A 15,447-nucleotide genomic window follows, 5' to 3' on the forward strand; every position below is an offset into this window, starting at 1 on the left:
TGCCAGGCCGGCTGAATTCCGCTCCTTCTGCGCGCCATATCACGGGCTGGAGGGGCTGCTCGCACGCGGGTCATCGTATTGCGGGCGCAATTCGCCTTTCGGTTCATCACCGGGCAAGCGGCGCGGCGAAAAAGCGCTTTCGGGGGCAAGAATACGCAACCGAAAGGACGCATAATGAAAAAGAAAATCACACTGGTCGCCCTCGCTTTCGCCGGACTGGCCACCCCTGCCATGGCGCAAGACGCAAACACCGCTCCCGGCGGTTTCTATGTCGGAGCCATCGGAGGATACGAAGGTCTCAACGTCGAATCCGGAGATGGCAGCGTTTCTGCCGACGCGGACTCGGCTGTCTACGGCGTCAACGCCGGTTACGATCTTTCGCTCGGCAGCGCGTTTGTCGGTGTCGAAGGTGAAATCTCGACGAGCACCGGCTCGACCGAGTTTCCCGGCAGCTTTACCGGTGCGCGCGAGGGGCTGGAGGCCAATGGTCAGTATTACGTCGGCGCACGCGCTGGCGTGGCGCTGACCCCAGGCATCGCTGCCTATGGCAAGGTCGGCTACACCGCGCTCGATACGAAGGCTTTCACGTCTTCCGGTTCGCTGAGCGATCTGGAGGAAAACACCGACGGTCTGCGTTTCGGCGGCGGGCTGCAGGTCCAGCTTCCCGGCCCGCTCGAAGGTCGCCTCGAATACCGCAGGTCGAAGTACAACGATGTCGCCGATGCCGATTTCGGCGATGCGACGACCGATCAGGTGGTCGCGGGTATCGGCCTGCGCTTCTGACGCAAGGTCATAATGTGCAGAGGGCCGCTCCTGCCGGGGCGGCCCTTGCTATTTGCGGCGATATCGGAAGTACCAGACCTCGTGGTCGTAGACCGTGCGCGCCTTGTGCTCGTAGCGCGTTTCGGGCCAGCCGGAAGGTCGCTCCTCCCAGCTTGATCGGTCCTTCACTTGCCAGTCGAAAGAGTCTGTGTGGCGCTGCATCACCATCAGCGCATGACGCAGGTAAACCGGATGATCGGTGCCGAAACGGAACTCGCCGCCGGGTTTCAGCTTGTCGGCAAACATCTGCACCGGGCCGTCGTTCATCATCCGGCGCTTGGCGTGCTTGTTTTTCGGCCAGGGGTCGGGATGGAGCAGGTAAAGCATCGTCAGCGAGCCATCGGGAATGCGGCTCAGCACCTCGAGCGCATCGCCCATGTAGAGCCGCACATTGGCGAGCTTCTGGTCTTCGACATGGGTCAGCGCCTGCGCGACGCCGTTGACGAAGGGTTCGGCCCCGATGAAGCCGTGGTCGGGCAGCAGATCGGCGCGATAGGCGAGATGCTCGCCGCCGCCAAAGCCGATCTCGAAATGAAGCGGGCGATCGTGCCCGAACAAGCGCTCTGCCGTCACCGGGCCTTCGGCCGGCACCGCGATCTGCGGCAAAAGATTGTCGACCAACCCCTGCTGGCGCGCGCGCAACGGCTTGCCCTGGCTACGCCCATACAGCCGGTTGAGGGTGGTCGGATCGCCTTCCTTGAATGCTGACATGTCGGCGCTCGTAGCGCCATCATCCCCAGGTCGTCCAGATGCCGTAAGCGCTGGTGAGCGTAATCGTCGTGCCGACGAGTATCAGCATCAGCTTGGGCGAAAAATGCTTGGCCGCAAAAGCGCCAAGCGGGGCGGCCGCAACCCCGCCAATCAGGAAGCCCAGCGTCGCGCCGGCAAGATCTGCCCAGCCAAGATGATAGATGAAGCTGGCAGAGATGGTGAGCGTGAGGAAGAACTCCACTGCGCTGACGGTTCCCACGACCTTTCTTGGCTCGGCCCCTTGAATAAGCAGGTTTGACGTGACGACCGGCCCCCAGCCGCCACCGCCTGCTGCGTCGAGAAAGCCGCCGACTAGTCCCAGCACTCTGACGTGCTTCGCCTGCTGGAGCTTGGGGGGATAGAGCAATCCGCGAACCAGCAGCAAAATCCCGATGCCGGCAAGATATGCCAGCACGAACGGCTTGACGATCTCTCCGTCAAAATTGGCGAGCAGCGTCGATCCGGCAACCCCGCCGATCACGCCTGGAACGAGAAGCGCGAAAAACAATCGCTTTTCGATATTGCGCTGGATGAGATGGCTGATGCCCGAAACCGCGGTGGTGAAGCATTCGACCACGTGCACCCGCTGCGATGCAGCGGCTGGCGGCACACCCAGCAGGCTCACCATGAGAGTGTTCGAAATGACGCCGAATGCCATTCCGAGAGCGCCGTCGATCAACTGGGCGGCGAATCCCACCATGATGAAAGGCAGCAGCTCGGCGAACTCGATACCCAACCATTCCATCGGGCATGTGCCTTTTTCCGGTTATGTTGCGCTCCGATTAGGCGCGCGAAGGGAAGGCGACGAGAAAAAACTGCTTGGTTCGCCCAAAGAAAAACGCCCGAGGCGCAAAGCCTCGGGCGTTCAATCCCGTCCAAGAGATTCGGTCTGGTGTCAGGCAGCTTCCGCCTGCTCGTCAGGATCACGCAGCACGTAGCCACGGCCCCAGACGGTTTCGATATAGTTCTCGCCGCCGCATGCATGGCTCAATTTCTTGCGCAACTTGCAGATGAAGACGTCGATGATCTTGAGTTCCGGCTCGTCCATCCCGCCATAGAGGTGGTTGAGGAACATTTCCTTGGTCAGCGTCGTGCCCTTGCGCAGCGAAAGCAGCTCGAGCATCGCGTATTCCTTGCCGGTGAGATGGACACGGGCGCTGTCGACTTCGACGGTCTTCGCATCGAGGTTCACCGCCAGCTTGCCGGTGCGGATGATCGACTGGCTGTGGCCCTTCGAACGACGCACCACGGCGTGGATGCGGGCGACCAGTTCTTCACGGTGGAACGGCTTGGTCACGTAATCGTCGGCACCGAAGCCGAACGAGCGGATCTTGCTGTCCATTTCGGCAATGCCCGAAAGGATCAGAACCGGCGTCTGCACCTTGGCGACGCGCAGCTTCTTGAGCACGTCATAGCCGTGCATGTCCGGCAGGTTCAGGTCGAGCAGGATGATGTCGTAATCATACAGCTTGCCCAGATCGAGGCCTTCCTCGCCCAGGTCGGTCGAATAGACGTTGAAGCCTTCGGTCGTGAGCATCAGCTCGATGGCCTTGGCGGTTGTCGGTTCGTCCTCAATCAAAAGCACGCGCATGGGTGGTCCCCCCTTTGCCCCAGTAATCGCGGTAACCGCTCGATAAGAGAGGTTGCCCTGTATTAACCACACAAGGTCTGAACGGAAAAGGTTAACGTCACGTAAATGGACCGAGCAGAGATTGTGCGAGTCTTTTGGGCAACAGTTATCCACAGGGCGCCGAAACGCCCGGGCGGGCGGAATCAAAGACCTTGCAGCTTCTTCTGCCGCCGCCTTTGCGCGCTCGAGCCAATCCCGATCGCCTCGCGATATTTGGCGACCGTCCGGCGGGCGAGATCGAAGCCTTCGGCCTTGAGCAGATCGACCAGCTTCTGATCCGAGAGGATCTTTTTCGCATCCTCACCATCGATCAGCGCCTTGATGCGGGCCTTGATCGCTTCGGCGGAGGCTCCTTCGCCGTCTGACGAACCCACGCCGCTCGAGAAGAAATACTTGAGCTCGAAACACCCGCGATCGCAGTGGAGGTACTTGTTGCTGGTGACCCGGCTGACCGTGCTTTCGTGCATGTCTATCTCTTCGGCAACCTCGCGCAAGGTGAGCGGGCGCAGTTCCGACACGCCCTTGCGGAAGAAGCCTTCCTGCTTTTTCACGATTTCCGCCGCGGTCTTGAGAATGGTCTTCTGCCGCTGGTCGAGCGCCTTGATCAGCCAGTTTGCGTCGGCGAGCTTTTCCTTGAGCCAACTGTCGGTCTGCTTGTCGGTCCCGCCGCCGCGCAACTCCATGTAATAGCCGCGGTTGACGATGAGCCGCGGCAAAGTCGCCTCGTTAAGAGAAATGTCCCAGCCGCCCTTGCGCCCGGTCGTTACCAGGACGTCGGGCACCACCGTGCCTGCGTCCGACGCGCCATAGGCGAGGCCCGGCTTGGGGTCGTAGCCGCGCAGTTCGGCCAGCATGTCGGCGAAATCCTCGTCATCGACATCGCACATCCGCTTGAGCCGCGAGATTTCGCCGCGCGCGACAAGATCGAGATTGTCGATCAGCCGGGCCATGCAGGGATCGTAACGATCCACTTCTTTCGCCTGCAGCGCCAGGCATTCGCTCAACGAGCGAGCGCCTACCCCGGTCGGTTCGAGCGATTGGACGACGGCAAGGGCGCGATGCACCTCTGCCATGCCTACGCCGAGGTCGTTCGCAATTTCCGCCAGATCGGAGGTAAGATATCCCGCTTCGTCGAGCAGGCCGATGATATGCCGCCCGATAAAGGCTTCGCGTGCGTCGCCTGCCGCCGGCCCGAGCTGTTCCTCGAGATGTTCGGCCAGCGTGGTGTCCGCCGTGCTGCGATCTTCGATGCTCGGCAGTTCGTCGGAAACGGCGGCGTGGGCACCTGATGCGCCCCAGTCTCCGTCGCCGGTGTCGCGATCGCGGTCGAGGCTGCCGACATCGATGTCGAGCGCCTGTTCGCCGGCGTCGCTGTCAGGCGTGGCATCGTGTATCTCGCTCGCCGCCGCCTCGTCGGGCGCGTCGCGGTCTTCGACCCGCATCTCGCCTGCTTCGAGCAGCGGATTTGCTTCGAGCGCTTCGCCGATGAATGTCTCGATCTCGAGGTTGGAAAGCGCCAGCAGCTTGATCGCCTGCTGCAATTGCGGCGTCATCACCAGCGATTGCGATTGCCTGAGGTCTAACCTCGGACCCAGAGCCATGGTTCAGATCCCGCCGGCTTTCAAAGCGTGAAGTGTTCGCCGAGATAGAGCCGCTTGACGTTCTCGTCGGCGACGAGGTCCTGCGGTGTCCCTGCGAACAACACCTGGCCCCCATATATGATGCAGGCGCGATCGACGATATCGAGCGTCTCGCGAACATTGTGATCGGTGATCAGCACGCCGATGCCGCGCTTCTTCAAGTCTTTAACCAGATCGCGAATATCGCTGATCGAGAGCGGATCGATCCCGGCAAAGGGCTCGTCGAGCAGCATGATCGAGGGCTTGGCCGCCAGCGCGCGGGCGATTTCACAGCGTCGCCGCTCACCGCCCGAAAGCGCCATGGCGGGCGAGGTTCGCAGCCGCTCTATATGGAATTCCTCGAGCAGGCGTTCGAGCTCGGCAGCGCGAGTCTCCGCGTCGGGCTCGACCATCTCGAGCACGCAATTGATATTCTGTTCGACCGTCATTCCGCGGAAGATCGAGGTTTCCTGCGGGAGATAGCCCAGTCCGAGGATTGCGCGGCGATACATCGGCAGATGCGTCACATCCTCCCCGTCCATCAGGATGCGTCCGGCGTCCGGCCGCACGAGACCCATGATCGAATAGAAACAGGTCGTCTTGCCCGCGCCATTGGGACCGAGCAGGCCGAGGACTTCTCCCTTACCCACGGTCAGCGAGATATCGGTCAGCACCGCGCGCTTGTCATAGCTCTTGGCGATGGAAATGACTTCCAGGCCGCCGTCGGGCAGAGGTGCCGAGGCGCTGGCGGGGCTGTGGCCGGAGGTTTCGCTGATCGCTTCCATCTCGTTCATTCGCCTAGCCTTAGCATCGCCATCGCGGCAGGAAACCCCCATTGCTTTCGATTTGGCAGGATTCGTGCATCCCCGGATCGACTACTTTGGATACTGCGCATTTGCGCAAGATAGTTACCACCCTTGCTACGGCTCGTTTCCTTTGGAATAATGCTGAGTCGGAGAGATGCCGAGGGGAAGAGGCAATGAACAAACTCGTGTCGCACGAAAGCGTGTCCAAGAGGCATGGTGAAAACACCCGCGATTGGCGCAAGGCCATGAGCGACCATGTTGCCTATGCCCTGCTGGTTTACACCGGCCTTCAAATTTTCGTGACCGTTCATGCGATGAAAGAAGGGTCTCATTCGATCCTCCCCTATTTCGCACTCGTAGTCCTCGTGGCCGGTATCATTCCGGCCTGTCGCTGGTTCGAACGACGCTGGATCACGCTTTCCGATGACGAAGGCACCGACCCTGCTCTGGCAGGAGCCTTCCGTAGTGATGCACTCAAACTTTGGGTCATGGCGATCGGCCTGCCGTTTCTGCTCACCGGCCTGTTTACGCTCGCATCGTCATTGTTCTGATCGCTCGTTCGGGCGCGGGAACCGATTTCGCGTCTTGCTCGCTTTGTCATCGAGACAACCGGTGAAATCCGGCAATTGTGGGTCCGGTAACTGGGGCGGCGGGACGAATGCGTAACATCGTAGTGCATCTCTTGCTGGCGCTTTGCGCGGCCCTATCCTTCGCCGTACCAGCGCAAGCGCTCATCCCGGCCACGCCCGAAGCGCCGGAAACACCCGCCCCCGTCGAACAAGCCATAAATGCCAACCCCGAGGCAGGGGAAGACGCCCGCATAGCCGGGCGTATCGAAGGTATCTTCGCCGAATTGCCTGCGTTCCAATCGGTAGGCGTCGAGGTGAGCGAGGGCGTCGTCACCCTGTCCGGCAGGGTTCCCAGTGCCGAAGCGATTACCCGGGCGGAAAACATCGCAGGGCGCGTTTCCGGCGTAGTGACGGTCGAGAATACGCTCGAACGCGATTTGTCGGTTGAGGAGAATCTCTCGGTCCTCGGCAAGTTTTCCGAGATCGCCGATGGATTTCTCGAGATCCTTCCGCTCTTGCTCGTTGCACTGGTCACTGCGGCCGCCATCGGTGTGATCGGTTATCTCATCGCGGGCCTTGGCGGGCTGTGGAGCCGTATCGCTCCCAACGCCTTTCTCGCCGAACTCATTCGCAGCGCCATCCGTTTCGTCTTCGTCGTCGGCGGTATCGTCATCGCGCTCGACATGCTCGGCGCCGGCGCGCTGATGGGCGCGGTGCTCGGCGGGGCAGGCGTGATCGGGATCGCTCTTGGCTTTGCCATGCGCGACACGATCGAGAACTACGTGGCGTCCCTGATGCTCAGCCTGCGCCAACCGTTTCGCGCCAACGACTGGGTGCTGATCGATAGCTACGAAGGGCGCATCATCCGCCTGACCAGTCGCGCGACGATCCTGATGACGCTCGACGGAAATCACCTGCGGATACCGAACAGCCAGGTCTTCAAGGCGGTTATCCTCAACTACACGCGCAACCCGCAGCGGCGCTTCGAGTTCGAACTGGGCATCGATGCGGACGACGATCCGCGCAGTGCCATGCAGCTGGGCACCGAAGTTCTTGCGGGCCTGCCCTTCGTTCTCGACGACCCCGAGCCTTCCGCCCGCATCCAGAAAGTGGGCGATTCGAACATTGCCATCCTGTTCCTCGGCTGGGTCGATCAGCGCGAGGCCGACTGGTACAAGTCACGCAGCCTCGCCATCGCTGCCGTCAAGGAAGCGCTCGAAGACGCTGGCTTCGCCTTGCCCGAGCCGATCTATCGCCTGCGCTTCGATGCGCGCACAGGGCCTCTGCCTATCGGTCGCACGGCGACGGTCAGCGAGTCGAGCGAGGCGCCGAAACCCGCTCCTGCGTCCGCAACGCCAAGGCCAACGCCCTCGGCGATGCGTGAGGACGTCCGCCCTGAAAGCGAAATCGCGGATATGGTCGAGAAAGAGCGGCGCGAGGACGGTGATCAGGCCAAGGACCTGCTCGACCCCGCGCGCCCGGTTGAATAGCTACTTCGCGTAGCGCTCGATCGACTCGCGAACGATCTGGCGCGCTTCCTCGCGATCGCCCCAGTTGCCGATCCGCACCCACTTCTCGTCCTCGAGATCCTTGTAATGGGTGAAGAAGTGCTCGATCTGCTGGAAGATGATCGAGGGCAGGTCCTTCGTCTCGCCGATATCCGAATAATACGGGAAGGTCGTGTCGACCGGCACGCAGATCAGTTTCTCGTCGCCGCCGTGCTCGTCTTCGAGGTTCAGCACGCCGATCGGGCGGGCGCGAACCACGCAGCCGGGAATGAAGGGACTGCGCGCGATCACCAGCGCATCGAGCGGGTCGCCGTCGGGCGACAGCGTATGCGGAACGAAGCCGTAATTCGCCGGATAGCGCATCGGCGTATGCAGGATGCGGTCGACGAAGAGCGCGCCCGATGCCTTGTCGAACTCGTATTTGACCGGTTCGCCGCCGGTCGGCACTTCGATGATCACATTGAGGTCGTCGGGCGGGTTGTTGCCGACGGGAATCTTGCTGATGTCCATTAAAGGGCTCTCTGTTTTGGTGAACGACACCAGCCGCGAGGCTGGACTGGTAACGGCCCCTCTCCATTTTTCGCGCGACATAGCCTCGCTCTCGCCATTGCGAAACCCCTTCCTTGGCCCTAATCGCGCAGCCGGAAGAAGGAACACATGGCAAAGAACACCCCTCAGGCCATTCGCGGCACACAGGATATTTTCGGCGAGGATGCCGAGGCTTTCGCCTTCGTGGTCGAAACCTTCGAGCGCGTCCGCAAGCTCTATCGGTTCCGCCGGGTCGAAATGCCCGTGTTCGAAAAGACCGAAGTCTTCGCCCGCTCGATCGGCGAGACAACCGATATCGTGTCGAAGGAAATGTATTCCTTCGAGGATCGCGGCGGTGAGAGCCTGACATTGCGGCCGGAGTTCACCGCAGGCATCGCGCGCGCGTTTCTGACCAATGGCTGGCAGCAGCACGCTCCGCTGAAGGTCGCGACACACGGGCCGCTGTTCCGTTACGAGCGCCCGCAGAAGGGTCGCTATCGCCAGTTCCACCAGATCGATGCCGAGATCATCGGCGTGGCGGAACCACAGGCCGATGTCGAGCTGCTCGCCATGGCCGACCAGATCATCCGTGAACTGGGTATCGAGGACGTAACGCTGCACCTCAACACGCTGGGCGATGCGGACAGCCGCGATGCCTGGCGCGGGGCGCTGGTCGAGCACTTCCGAGCGGTGAAGGACGAGCTTTCGGAGGATTCGCAGGAGCGGCTGGAGAAGAACCCGCTGCGCATCCTCGACAGCAAGGATCGCCGCGATCAGGCTTTCGTAGCCGATGCGCCCAAGATCGACGACTTCCTGACCGACGAAGCAAAGGCGTTCTTCGAAGCGGTGACGTCCGGCCTCGATGCGGCGGGCGTGAAATGGCAGCGCGCGGAAAGCCTTGTGCGAGGCCTCGACTATTACCGCCACACGGCATTCGAGTTCATTCCCGATGAGGGCAGCGAGGCAGCCTCACGGCTTGGCTCGCAAAGCACCATCCTCGGCGGCGGACGCTATGACGGGCTGATGGAAAGCCTCGGCGGCGCGCCGACGCCAGCGGTCGGCTGGGCGGCCGGGATCGAGCGGCTGGCGATGCTGGTGGGGGAAAAGGGCGAGCCGAAGGCCGACGTGATCGTCGTGGTCGAGAACGATGATCTCCTGAACCAAGGTATTGCGACACTCGGAAAGCTTCGCTCGGCGGGCCATTCCGCTGAACTCATGGCTTCTGGCAGCCCGCGCAAACGCTGGGACAAGGCCGTTAAGGCAGGCGCCGAGACCATCGTTGCGCTCGATATGCGCGACGGCGCCGCGCATGTCCGGATCAAGGCGGAAGACAGCCACCGGGAGACGCTTGAGGGACTTCTCGGCTGACAATGAAAATCCCCGCCGAACGCCTTGACCAGATCGCCAATCGTTTCGCCGAACTTGAAGCGCGCATGGCGAGCGGAACGCTAGAGGGCGAGGAGTTCGTCAAGGCGAGCCGTGACTATGCCGAGCTTGAGCCGGTCGCGAAGATTGCCAACGACGTGAAAGCCATGCGCGAGGAGATCGCAGGCCTCGAAGAGATGCTTGCCGATCCCGAGATGAAGGCGATGGCCGAGGACGAGCTCGACGAAATCCGGGAAAAGCTGCCCGAAGCCGAGCGCAAGCTCGCCGTTGCCATGCTCCCCAAGGACAGTGCGGACAGCAAGCCCGCCATGCTCGAAATCCGCGCTGGCACGGGCGGGGACGAGGCAGCGCTGTTCGCAGGCGATCTTTATCGCATGTACGAACGCTATGCGGCGGAGCAGGGCTGGAAGGTCGAGCCGGTCAGCATGAATGCCAGCGAAGTCGGCGGCTTCAAGGAAATCGTTGCCAACGTTACCGGGACCGGCGTGTTCGCAAAGCTCAAGTTCGAAAGCGGCGTGCACCGCGTACAGCGCGTGCCGGTGACCGAAAGCGGCGGCCGCATCCATACCTCTGCTGCGACCGTCGCGGTCCTGCCCGAGCCGGACGAGGTCGATGTCCAGATCGAGGACAAGGATCTCAAGATCGATATCTACCGCGCTTCCGGTGCGGGCGGTCAGCACGTCAACACCACCGACAGTGCGGTGCGCATCACGCACCTTCCCACTGGCATCGTCGTGCAGCAGCAGGACGAGCGCAGCCAGCACAAGAACAAGGCCAAGGCGATGCAGGTCCTGCGCACGCGGATCTACGATCACTTGCGCGAACAGTCGCAGGGCGAGGAAGCGGCGGCGCGCAAGGCGATGGTCGGATCGGGCGACCGCTCCGAACGCATCCGCACATATAATTTCCCGCAAGGCCGCGTGACTGATCACCGCATCGGGCTGACGCTGCACAAGCTGGAGGAAGTGCTCGCAGGACCGGGTCTGGGTGAACTGGTCGGCGCGCTGATTGCCGAGGACGAGGCCAAGCGGCTCGCCGCGCTCAATGAGTGAGACTGTCGCTGCGGCAATCCGCGATGCGGCGCAGCGCCTCGAAGCGACTAGCGACACTGCCCGTCTCGATGCCGAACTGCTGATGGCGCACGTGCTCGGCACCGATCGCTCCTCGATGTTACTGAGGAGCATGGCAGATCCGGCACCGGGCGGTTACACTGAGCTTGTAGAGCGGCGCGCCGCGCATGAGCCGATTGCCTATCTCACAGGAGTGCAGGAGTTTTACGGGCGCGACTTCCGCGTTTCGCCCGATGTCCTGATCCCGCGCGGGGATAGCGAAACGCTGATCGAAGCCGCACTTGAATTCGCGCCGAAGGCCCGGCGCGTGCTCGACCTGGGAACGGGATCGGGTGCCCTGCTGATTACGACCCTGCTTGAAATCGAGGGGGCTACCGGCATCGGTATCGATGCGTCAGTTGGCGCGCTCGAAGTGGCGCGTGCCAATGCGCAGACGCTCGGCCTGATCGGGGCGCAGGCCCGTTTTCGCGAACGCGATTGGCACAAGGAAGGCTGGGCCGACGATCTCGGCCAGTTCGAGCTGATCATCTGCAATCCGCCCTATGTCGAGTCCGGTGCGAAGCTTGATCCCGACGTGCAAGAGCATGAGCCGCACGCCGCACTTTTCGCTGGTGAGGAAGGGCTTGACGACTATCGGGTGATCATCCCGCAGCTTGGCAAGCTCTTGTCGCCAGACGGTGTGGCTATCTTCGAAATCGGTGCCTCGCAGGGCGAAGCGGTCACCAGTATCGCGCGGGAAGCGGGGTTCGAGACCCAATTGCGCCGCGACCTCGCGAATCGGGCCCGTGCATTGATCTTGACATAGGGCTTGGCAAACGGTGCAGGGCGCGCTACCTCCGAATCAGGCCTCTGGTTTGTCATGGACGGCGACCACTTGGCCAAGCTCCGCATTACTGGTTCGATTCGCAGCGCGAAAACGCTCGCCGGATCATGCGGATAGGAGTGTGACGCACTGAATGCGCACACGCAACGAGGGGCCCGGCAAAGCCGATACGATCAGGTTTCATGCGCGGGCTACCAATGAGGAAGATTACTCCTTGAACAGCAATCGTAGCAATCGTCGCCGCGGCCGCGGCAATCGCAACCAGAGCGGTGGCGGCAATAACGCCAACCGGATCGACAGCCGCGCACGCGGCAATGCACCCCAGCTGCTCGACAAGTACAAGAAGCTTGCCCATGACGCACAGCACAATGGTGACCGGGTACAGGCCGAATACTACCTCCAGTTCGCCGATCACTATTTTCGCGTGATTTCCGACAACAAGGCTCGCCAGGATGAACAGCGCGCCAAGCGGCAGGAAGAACGTGGCCAGGCCAATGACGACAGCGATGACGAGGACGACGACGATCGCGATGATCGCCGCAAGCCCCGTCGCGGCCGTAATCAGCGCAACAATCGCCGCGATGACAATCGCGATGATGACGGCGCAAGCGAAGGCGAGCGCGGTTTCGAGGGCGAAGCGGCTGACGAGAACTCGGAAGAGCGCAAGCCTCGCCGCGCCAAGAGCGAAGGCAAGCCTGCTCGCCGCAAACGCAAGAACGACGATGATAATCAGTCGGGCGAAATCGACGCGGGCGTGCTTCCGCCGGCAATCGGTTCCGACAGCGGCGAAGCAGAAGCCAAGCCACGTCGACGCACACGCGCACCCAAGTCCGACGATAGCCAGTCAAACGATAGCAGCGGTGACGATCTGAAAGCCGTCGGCTGAGCGCGATAGCGACCTGTCATTTACTGGCGGTAGAAGCAGGACTGCATGACCGACCGTCTTGGCTCTATCTGGGAAGCTGTCGCAGCTAGACCACGTTGGGCGGCACTGTTTCTGGGTGCGCTCGGCGCGACGGCTTACCCTCCGCTGGGGCTTTGGCCGATCGGCTTGCTTGCACTGGCGGCGCTTGTCGCGCTGTTGCACGGCGCTTCGAGCTGGAAGCAGGCAGCCCTGATCGGCTGGCTGTTTGGCTGGACGCATCTTACTCTCGCCAACAATTGGATCGCGACTGCGTTTACGTATCAGGCGGAAATGCCCGCTGCGCTCGGCTGGGTCGCGGTGCCACTCCTGTGCATCTATCTCGCGGTCTATCCCGCGCTTGCCGCGATCATCGCCTGGCTTGCGGCACGCAAAACCAACCTCATCATCTTCGGCGCCCTCTTTGCTGCCTGCTGGATCGTGACCGAATGGCTTAGAAGCTGGGTTTTCACCGGCTATCCCTGGCCGCCGCTGGGGCTGATGCTACTCGGCGGATGGGAAGCGCCAGGCATTGCGCGTCTCCTCCCATGGATCGGTACCTATGCTCTATCGGGCCTTGCGCTTGTGATTGCAGGCGGGCTGGCGTGGCTCGCTTCCGACAGGCGTTGGGGCGCCTTTCTTGCGACCGGTGTAATCCTCGTCGTCCTGATGGTCTGGCCGGCGCCCAAGCAGGAAGAGGGCAAGGTCCGGTTTTCGCTCATCCAGCCGCTGCTCAAGCAGGAAGAGCTCAACGATCCGCGCAAGTTCGAAGAACAGTTCGTCCGGCTTGCCCGCCTTACGATGCCCTCGCGCGATGAGCCCCGGCTGGTTCTCTGGCCAGAGAGCGCGGTGCCAGACTATCTCGAGGAAGGCTATCCGCAGCGCTATTATGACCGGATGACGGCCGCTGCCGATCCGGCGTTTGCGCGGCAACGCATCGGCGCGCTTCTGGGCGAGGAATCGATCCTGCTTACAGGGCTCGTGCATCTCGATATCGGTGAGCAGGACGGTGTGCGCCGGGCCTTGAGCGCGCGCAACGCGGTTAGCGCAATCACGCCCGAAGGCGATATCACCGCAACCTACGCCAAGGCGCATCTCGTGCCCTACGGCGAGTACCTGCCAATGCGGGGTCTGCTCGAACCTATAGGCCTCTCGCGGCTGGTGGCGGGCACGATCGACTACTTGCCGGGGCCGGGACCGCGTTCGTTCGATCTCGGGCGGCACGGCAAGGCGGGCATTCAGATCTGCTACGAGATCGTGTTTTCAGGCCAGGTCGTCGATCGCGGCGATCGGCCCGATTACATTTTCAACCCCTCCAACGACGGCTGGTTCGGCAGCTGGGGGCCGCCGCAGCATCTTGCGCAGGCACGGATGCGGGCCATCGAAGAGGGGCTCCCCGTGCTGCGCGCCACCACCACCGGGATCAGCGCCGTGGTCGATGCAGATGGCGTAGTGCGTTCATCGATCGGCATGGGCCGCGCCGACCGGATCGATGGCTATGTGCCGCCTGCCAAACCGCCCACGCTCTTTGCCCGTCTGGGTAATCTTCTGCCGCTCGGCTGGGCATTGGTGTTAGCCGCAGCATCGCTGGTTGCAATGCGTCGATGGCCTGTCTAACAGTCGGCTCGACACATAAAGGAAGCCTTATATCTTCGCTTCCGCCAATTCAGAGGATTTATGCGCAGCGAATTTCTTTTCACTTCGGAGAGCGTTTCCGAAGGCCATCCCGACAAGGTTTCCGACCAGATCTCCGACGCCATCGTCGACCTGATGCTTGCCAAGGATCCGGAGGCGCGCGTCGCCTGCGAAACCATGACCACGACCCAGCGCGTCATCCTGTCGGGCGAGATCCGCTGCGCCCCGATGTACGACCAGAACAACGAGGAGTGGGCGGTCAACGGCGGCTGGGCACCCGGCGCCAAGGAAGAGATCGAGCAGGCCGTGCGCAGTACCGTGCGCGACATCGGCTACGAGCAGGACGGCTTTCACTGGAAGACGCTGACCTTCGAAAACCACCTCCACGGCCAGTCGACCGAAATCGCCATGGGCGTCGATGCGGGGCAGGACGGATCGAACAAGGACGAAGGCGCTGGCGACCAGGGCATCATGTTCGGCTTTGCCTGCGACGAAACGCCCGACCTGATGCCGGCGACGCTCGACTTCAGTCACAAGATCCTCGAACGCCTCGCCGCCGACCGTCATTCGGGTGCGGCACCCTTCCTCGAACCCGATGCAAAGAGCCAGGTCACTTTGCGCTACAAGGACGGCAAGCCGGTCGCCTGTACCGCCGTGGTCGTCTCGACCCAGCATGCCAAGGGCTATGACAAGGGCGAGAAGGAAGCCGAACTAAAGGCCTATGTGAAACAGGCCGTGGCCGATGTTCTGCCCGAAGGTCTGCTGTCGGACGAGACCGTGTGGCACATCAACCCGACCGGCGCTTTCGAGATCGGCGGTCCCGATGGTGACGCGGGCCTGACCGGCCGCAAGATCATCGTCGACACCTACGGCGGCGCGGCTCCGCACGGCGGCGGCGCATTCAGCGGCAAGGATCCGACCAAGGTCGACCGTTCGGCCGCCTACATCACCCGCTATCTCGCGAAAAACGTGGTGGCGGCAGGCTTCGCCCGGCGCTGCACCATTCAGATCGCTTATGCCATCGGCGTGAGCGAGCCGCTTTCGCTCTATGTCGATACGCATGGCACCGGGACGGTTGCCGACGACAAGATCGAGGACGCAATCCGCTCGATCGCCAAGCTCGGCGGGCTGACCCCGCGCGGCATCCGCACGCATCTGGGCCTCAACAAGCCGATCTATCGCAAGAGCGCGGCATACGGCCACTTCGGTCGCAAGCCCGAGGGCGATTTCTTCCCGTGGGAGCGCACAGACCTCGTCGATGATCTGAAGGCTGCGCTTGGCTGAATTCGGCTGGGGCGCTGCGCAAAGCACGCCCCGACCAAGCCCCGCAGGAATATTTCCAACAAACTTGACACAATTGACACTGTGTCAAGCGGGCCTCGGCGCGTTTTCGCGTAGAA

Annotated in this window: 15 protein-coding genes; 9 read left to right on the forward strand and 6 right to left on the reverse strand. The window is 62.2% G+C overall.

The window, feature by feature from the left end; genetic code table 11:
- Positions 1-174 precede the first annotated feature (174 nt).
- Complete coding sequence (locus CCE89_RS07480; RefSeq protein ID WP_086437415.1) at positions 175-783, forward strand: outer membrane protein; 609 nt, start codon at positions 175-177, stop codon at positions 781-783.
- 48 nt (positions 784-831) lie between these two features.
- On the opposite strand, the gene trmB is transcribed toward CCE89_RS07480, so the two are convergent.
- From trmB to lptB, 5 genes are all read right to left on the reverse strand, one after another.
- Complete coding sequence (trmB, locus tag CCE89_RS07485) at positions 832-1,533, reverse strand: tRNA (guanine(46)-N(7))-methyltransferase TrmB (RefSeq protein ID WP_086437416.1); 702 nt, start codon at positions 1,531-1,533, stop codon at positions 832-834.
- A gap of 19 nt (positions 1,534-1,552) precedes the next feature.
- Complete coding sequence (locus CCE89_RS07490) at positions 1,553-2,317, reverse strand: sulfite exporter TauE/SafE family protein (protein WP_086437417.1); 765 nt, start codon at positions 2,315-2,317, stop codon at positions 1,553-1,555.
- A 150-nt stretch (positions 2,318-2,467) separates the two neighbouring features.
- Positions 2,468-3,163 (reverse strand): response regulator transcription factor CtrA, encoded by a 696-nt coding sequence (ctrA, locus tag CCE89_RS07495; protein ID WP_061927349.1) that lies wholly within the window; start codon positions 3,161-3,163, stop codon positions 2,468-2,470.
- A gap of 182 nt (positions 3,164-3,345) precedes the next feature.
- Positions 3,346-4,803, reverse strand: coding sequence for an RNA polymerase factor sigma-54 (rpoN, locus tag CCE89_RS07500; protein ID WP_086437418.1), 1,458 nt, complete (start codon positions 4,801-4,803; stop codon positions 3,346-3,348).
- A 20-nt stretch (positions 4,804-4,823) separates the two neighbouring features.
- Positions 4,824-5,606, reverse strand: a complete 783-nt coding sequence (gene lptB / locus CCE89_RS07505) for an LPS export ABC transporter ATP-binding protein (RefSeq protein WP_407640397.1) — start codon at positions 5,604-5,606, stop codon at positions 4,824-4,826.
- A gap of 194 nt (positions 5,607-5,800) precedes the next feature.
- Here lptB and CCE89_RS07510 point away from each other — a divergent pair, with 194 nt between their 5' ends.
- A complete protein-coding gene (locus CCE89_RS07510; RefSeq protein WP_086437420.1) occupies positions 5,801-6,178 on the forward strand; it encodes a hypothetical protein in 378 nt (125 codons plus the stop codon).
- A 107-nt stretch (positions 6,179-6,285) separates the two neighbouring features.
- On the forward strand, positions 6,286-7,686 hold the full coding sequence (locus CCE89_RS07515) for a mechanosensitive ion channel family protein (RefSeq protein WP_200810311.1): 1,401 nt from the start codon (positions 6,286-6,288) through the stop codon (positions 7,684-7,686).
- Here CCE89_RS07515 and ppa read toward each other — a convergent pair whose 3' ends face one another.
- The gene (gene ppa / locus CCE89_RS07520) at positions 7,687-8,214 is read right to left on the reverse strand and encodes an inorganic diphosphatase (RefSeq protein ID WP_086437421.1); all 528 of its coding nucleotides are present in this window, start codon (positions 8,212-8,214) and stop codon (positions 7,687-7,689) included.
- Positions 8,215-8,361: 147 nt separating this feature from the next.
- Between ppa and hisS the strand changes: the two genes are divergently transcribed.
- The 6 genes from hisS to metK all read left to right on the forward strand — a co-directional run bounded on the left by hisS (position 8,362) and on the right by metK (position 15,331).
- Positions 8,362-9,600 (forward strand): histidine--tRNA ligase, encoded by a 1,239-nt coding sequence (gene hisS / locus CCE89_RS07525; protein WP_086437422.1) that lies wholly within the window; start codon positions 8,362-8,364, stop codon positions 9,598-9,600.
- A 2-nt stretch (positions 9,601-9,602) separates the two neighbouring features.
- The gene (gene prfA, locus CCE89_RS07530; protein ID WP_086437423.1) at positions 9,603-10,670 is read left to right on the forward strand and encodes a peptide chain release factor 1; all 1,068 of its coding nucleotides are present in this window, start codon (positions 9,603-9,605) and stop codon (positions 10,668-10,670) included.
- Positions 10,663-11,493 (forward strand): peptide chain release factor N(5)-glutamine methyltransferase, encoded by an 831-nt coding sequence (prmC, locus tag CCE89_RS07535; protein ID WP_086437424.1) that lies wholly within the window; start codon positions 10,663-10,665, stop codon positions 11,491-11,493. Before prfA ends, prmC begins: the two co-directional genes overlap by 8 nt.
- A 151-nt stretch (positions 11,494-11,644) precedes the next feature.
- Entirely contained in the window at positions 11,645-12,397 is a 753-nt protein-coding gene (locus CCE89_RS07540; protein WP_086437425.1) for a DUF4167 domain-containing protein, read from the forward strand.
- Between the two features lie 45 nt (positions 12,398-12,442).
- Positions 12,443-14,029 (forward strand): apolipoprotein N-acyltransferase, encoded by a 1,587-nt coding sequence (gene lnt, locus CCE89_RS07545; protein ID WP_086437426.1) that lies wholly within the window; start codon positions 12,443-12,445, stop codon positions 14,027-14,029.
- Positions 14,030-14,089: 60 nt separating this feature from the next.
- Complete coding sequence (metK, locus tag CCE89_RS07550; RefSeq protein ID WP_086437427.1) at positions 14,090-15,331, forward strand: methionine adenosyltransferase; 1,242 nt, start codon at positions 14,090-14,092, stop codon at positions 15,329-15,331.
- Positions 15,332-15,447: the final 116 nt, after the last annotated feature.

The organism is Altererythrobacter xiamenensis (genome assembly GCF_900177715.1).
GTDB lineage: Bacteria > Pseudomonadota > Alphaproteobacteria > Sphingomonadales > Sphingomonadaceae > Erythrobacter > Erythrobacter xiamenensis.

What these genes read in the sequence shown, in the direction of transcription:
- CCE89_RS07480 (WP_086437415.1), top strand. Translation starts at nt 175, where the DNA reads ATGAAAAAGAAAATCACACTGGTCGCCCTCGCTTTCGCCGGACTGGCC.
- trmB (WP_086437416.1), bottom strand. Translation starts at nt 1,533, where the DNA reads ATGTCAGCATTCAAGGAAGGCGATCCGACCACCCTCAACCGGCTGTAT.
- CCE89_RS07490 (WP_086437417.1), bottom strand. Translation starts at nt 2,317, where the DNA reads ATGGAATGGTTGGGTATCGAGTTCGCCGAGCTGCTGCCTTTCATCATG.
- ctrA (WP_061927349.1), bottom strand. Translation starts at nt 3,163, where the DNA reads ATGCGCGTGCTTTTGATTGAGGACGAACCGACAACCGCCAAGGCCATC.
- rpoN (WP_086437418.1), bottom strand. Translation starts at nt 4,803, where the DNA reads ATGGCTCTGGGTCCGAGGTTAGACCTCAGGCAATCGCAATCGCTGGTG.
- lptB (WP_407640397.1), bottom strand. Translation starts at nt 5,606, where the DNA reads ATGGAAGCGATCAGCGAAACCTCCGGCCACAGCCCCGCCAGCGCCTCG.
- CCE89_RS07510 (WP_086437420.1), top strand. Translation starts at nt 5,801, where the DNA reads ATGAACAAACTCGTGTCGCACGAAAGCGTGTCCAAGAGGCATGGTGAA.
- CCE89_RS07515 (WP_200810311.1), top strand. Translation starts at nt 6,286, where the DNA reads ATGCGTAACATCGTAGTGCATCTCTTGCTGGCGCTTTGCGCGGCCCTA.
- ppa (WP_086437421.1), bottom strand. Translation starts at nt 8,214, where the DNA reads ATGGACATCAGCAAGATTCCCGTCGGCAACAACCCGCCCGACGACCTC.
- hisS (WP_086437422.1), top strand. Translation starts at nt 8,362, where the DNA reads ATGGCAAAGAACACCCCTCAGGCCATTCGCGGCACACAGGATATTTTC.
- prfA (WP_086437423.1), top strand. Translation starts at nt 9,603, where the DNA reads ATGAAAATCCCCGCCGAACGCCTTGACCAGATCGCCAATCGTTTCGCC.
- prmC (WP_086437424.1), top strand. Translation starts at nt 10,663, where the DNA reads ATGAGTGAGACTGTCGCTGCGGCAATCCGCGATGCGGCGCAGCGCCTC.
- CCE89_RS07540 (WP_086437425.1), top strand. Translation starts at nt 11,645, where the DNA reads ATGCGCACACGCAACGAGGGGCCCGGCAAAGCCGATACGATCAGGTTT.
- lnt (WP_086437426.1), top strand. Translation starts at nt 12,443, where the DNA reads ATGACCGACCGTCTTGGCTCTATCTGGGAAGCTGTCGCAGCTAGACCA.
- metK (WP_086437427.1), top strand. Translation starts at nt 14,090, where the DNA reads ATGCGCAGCGAATTTCTTTTCACTTCGGAGAGCGTTTCCGAAGGCCAT.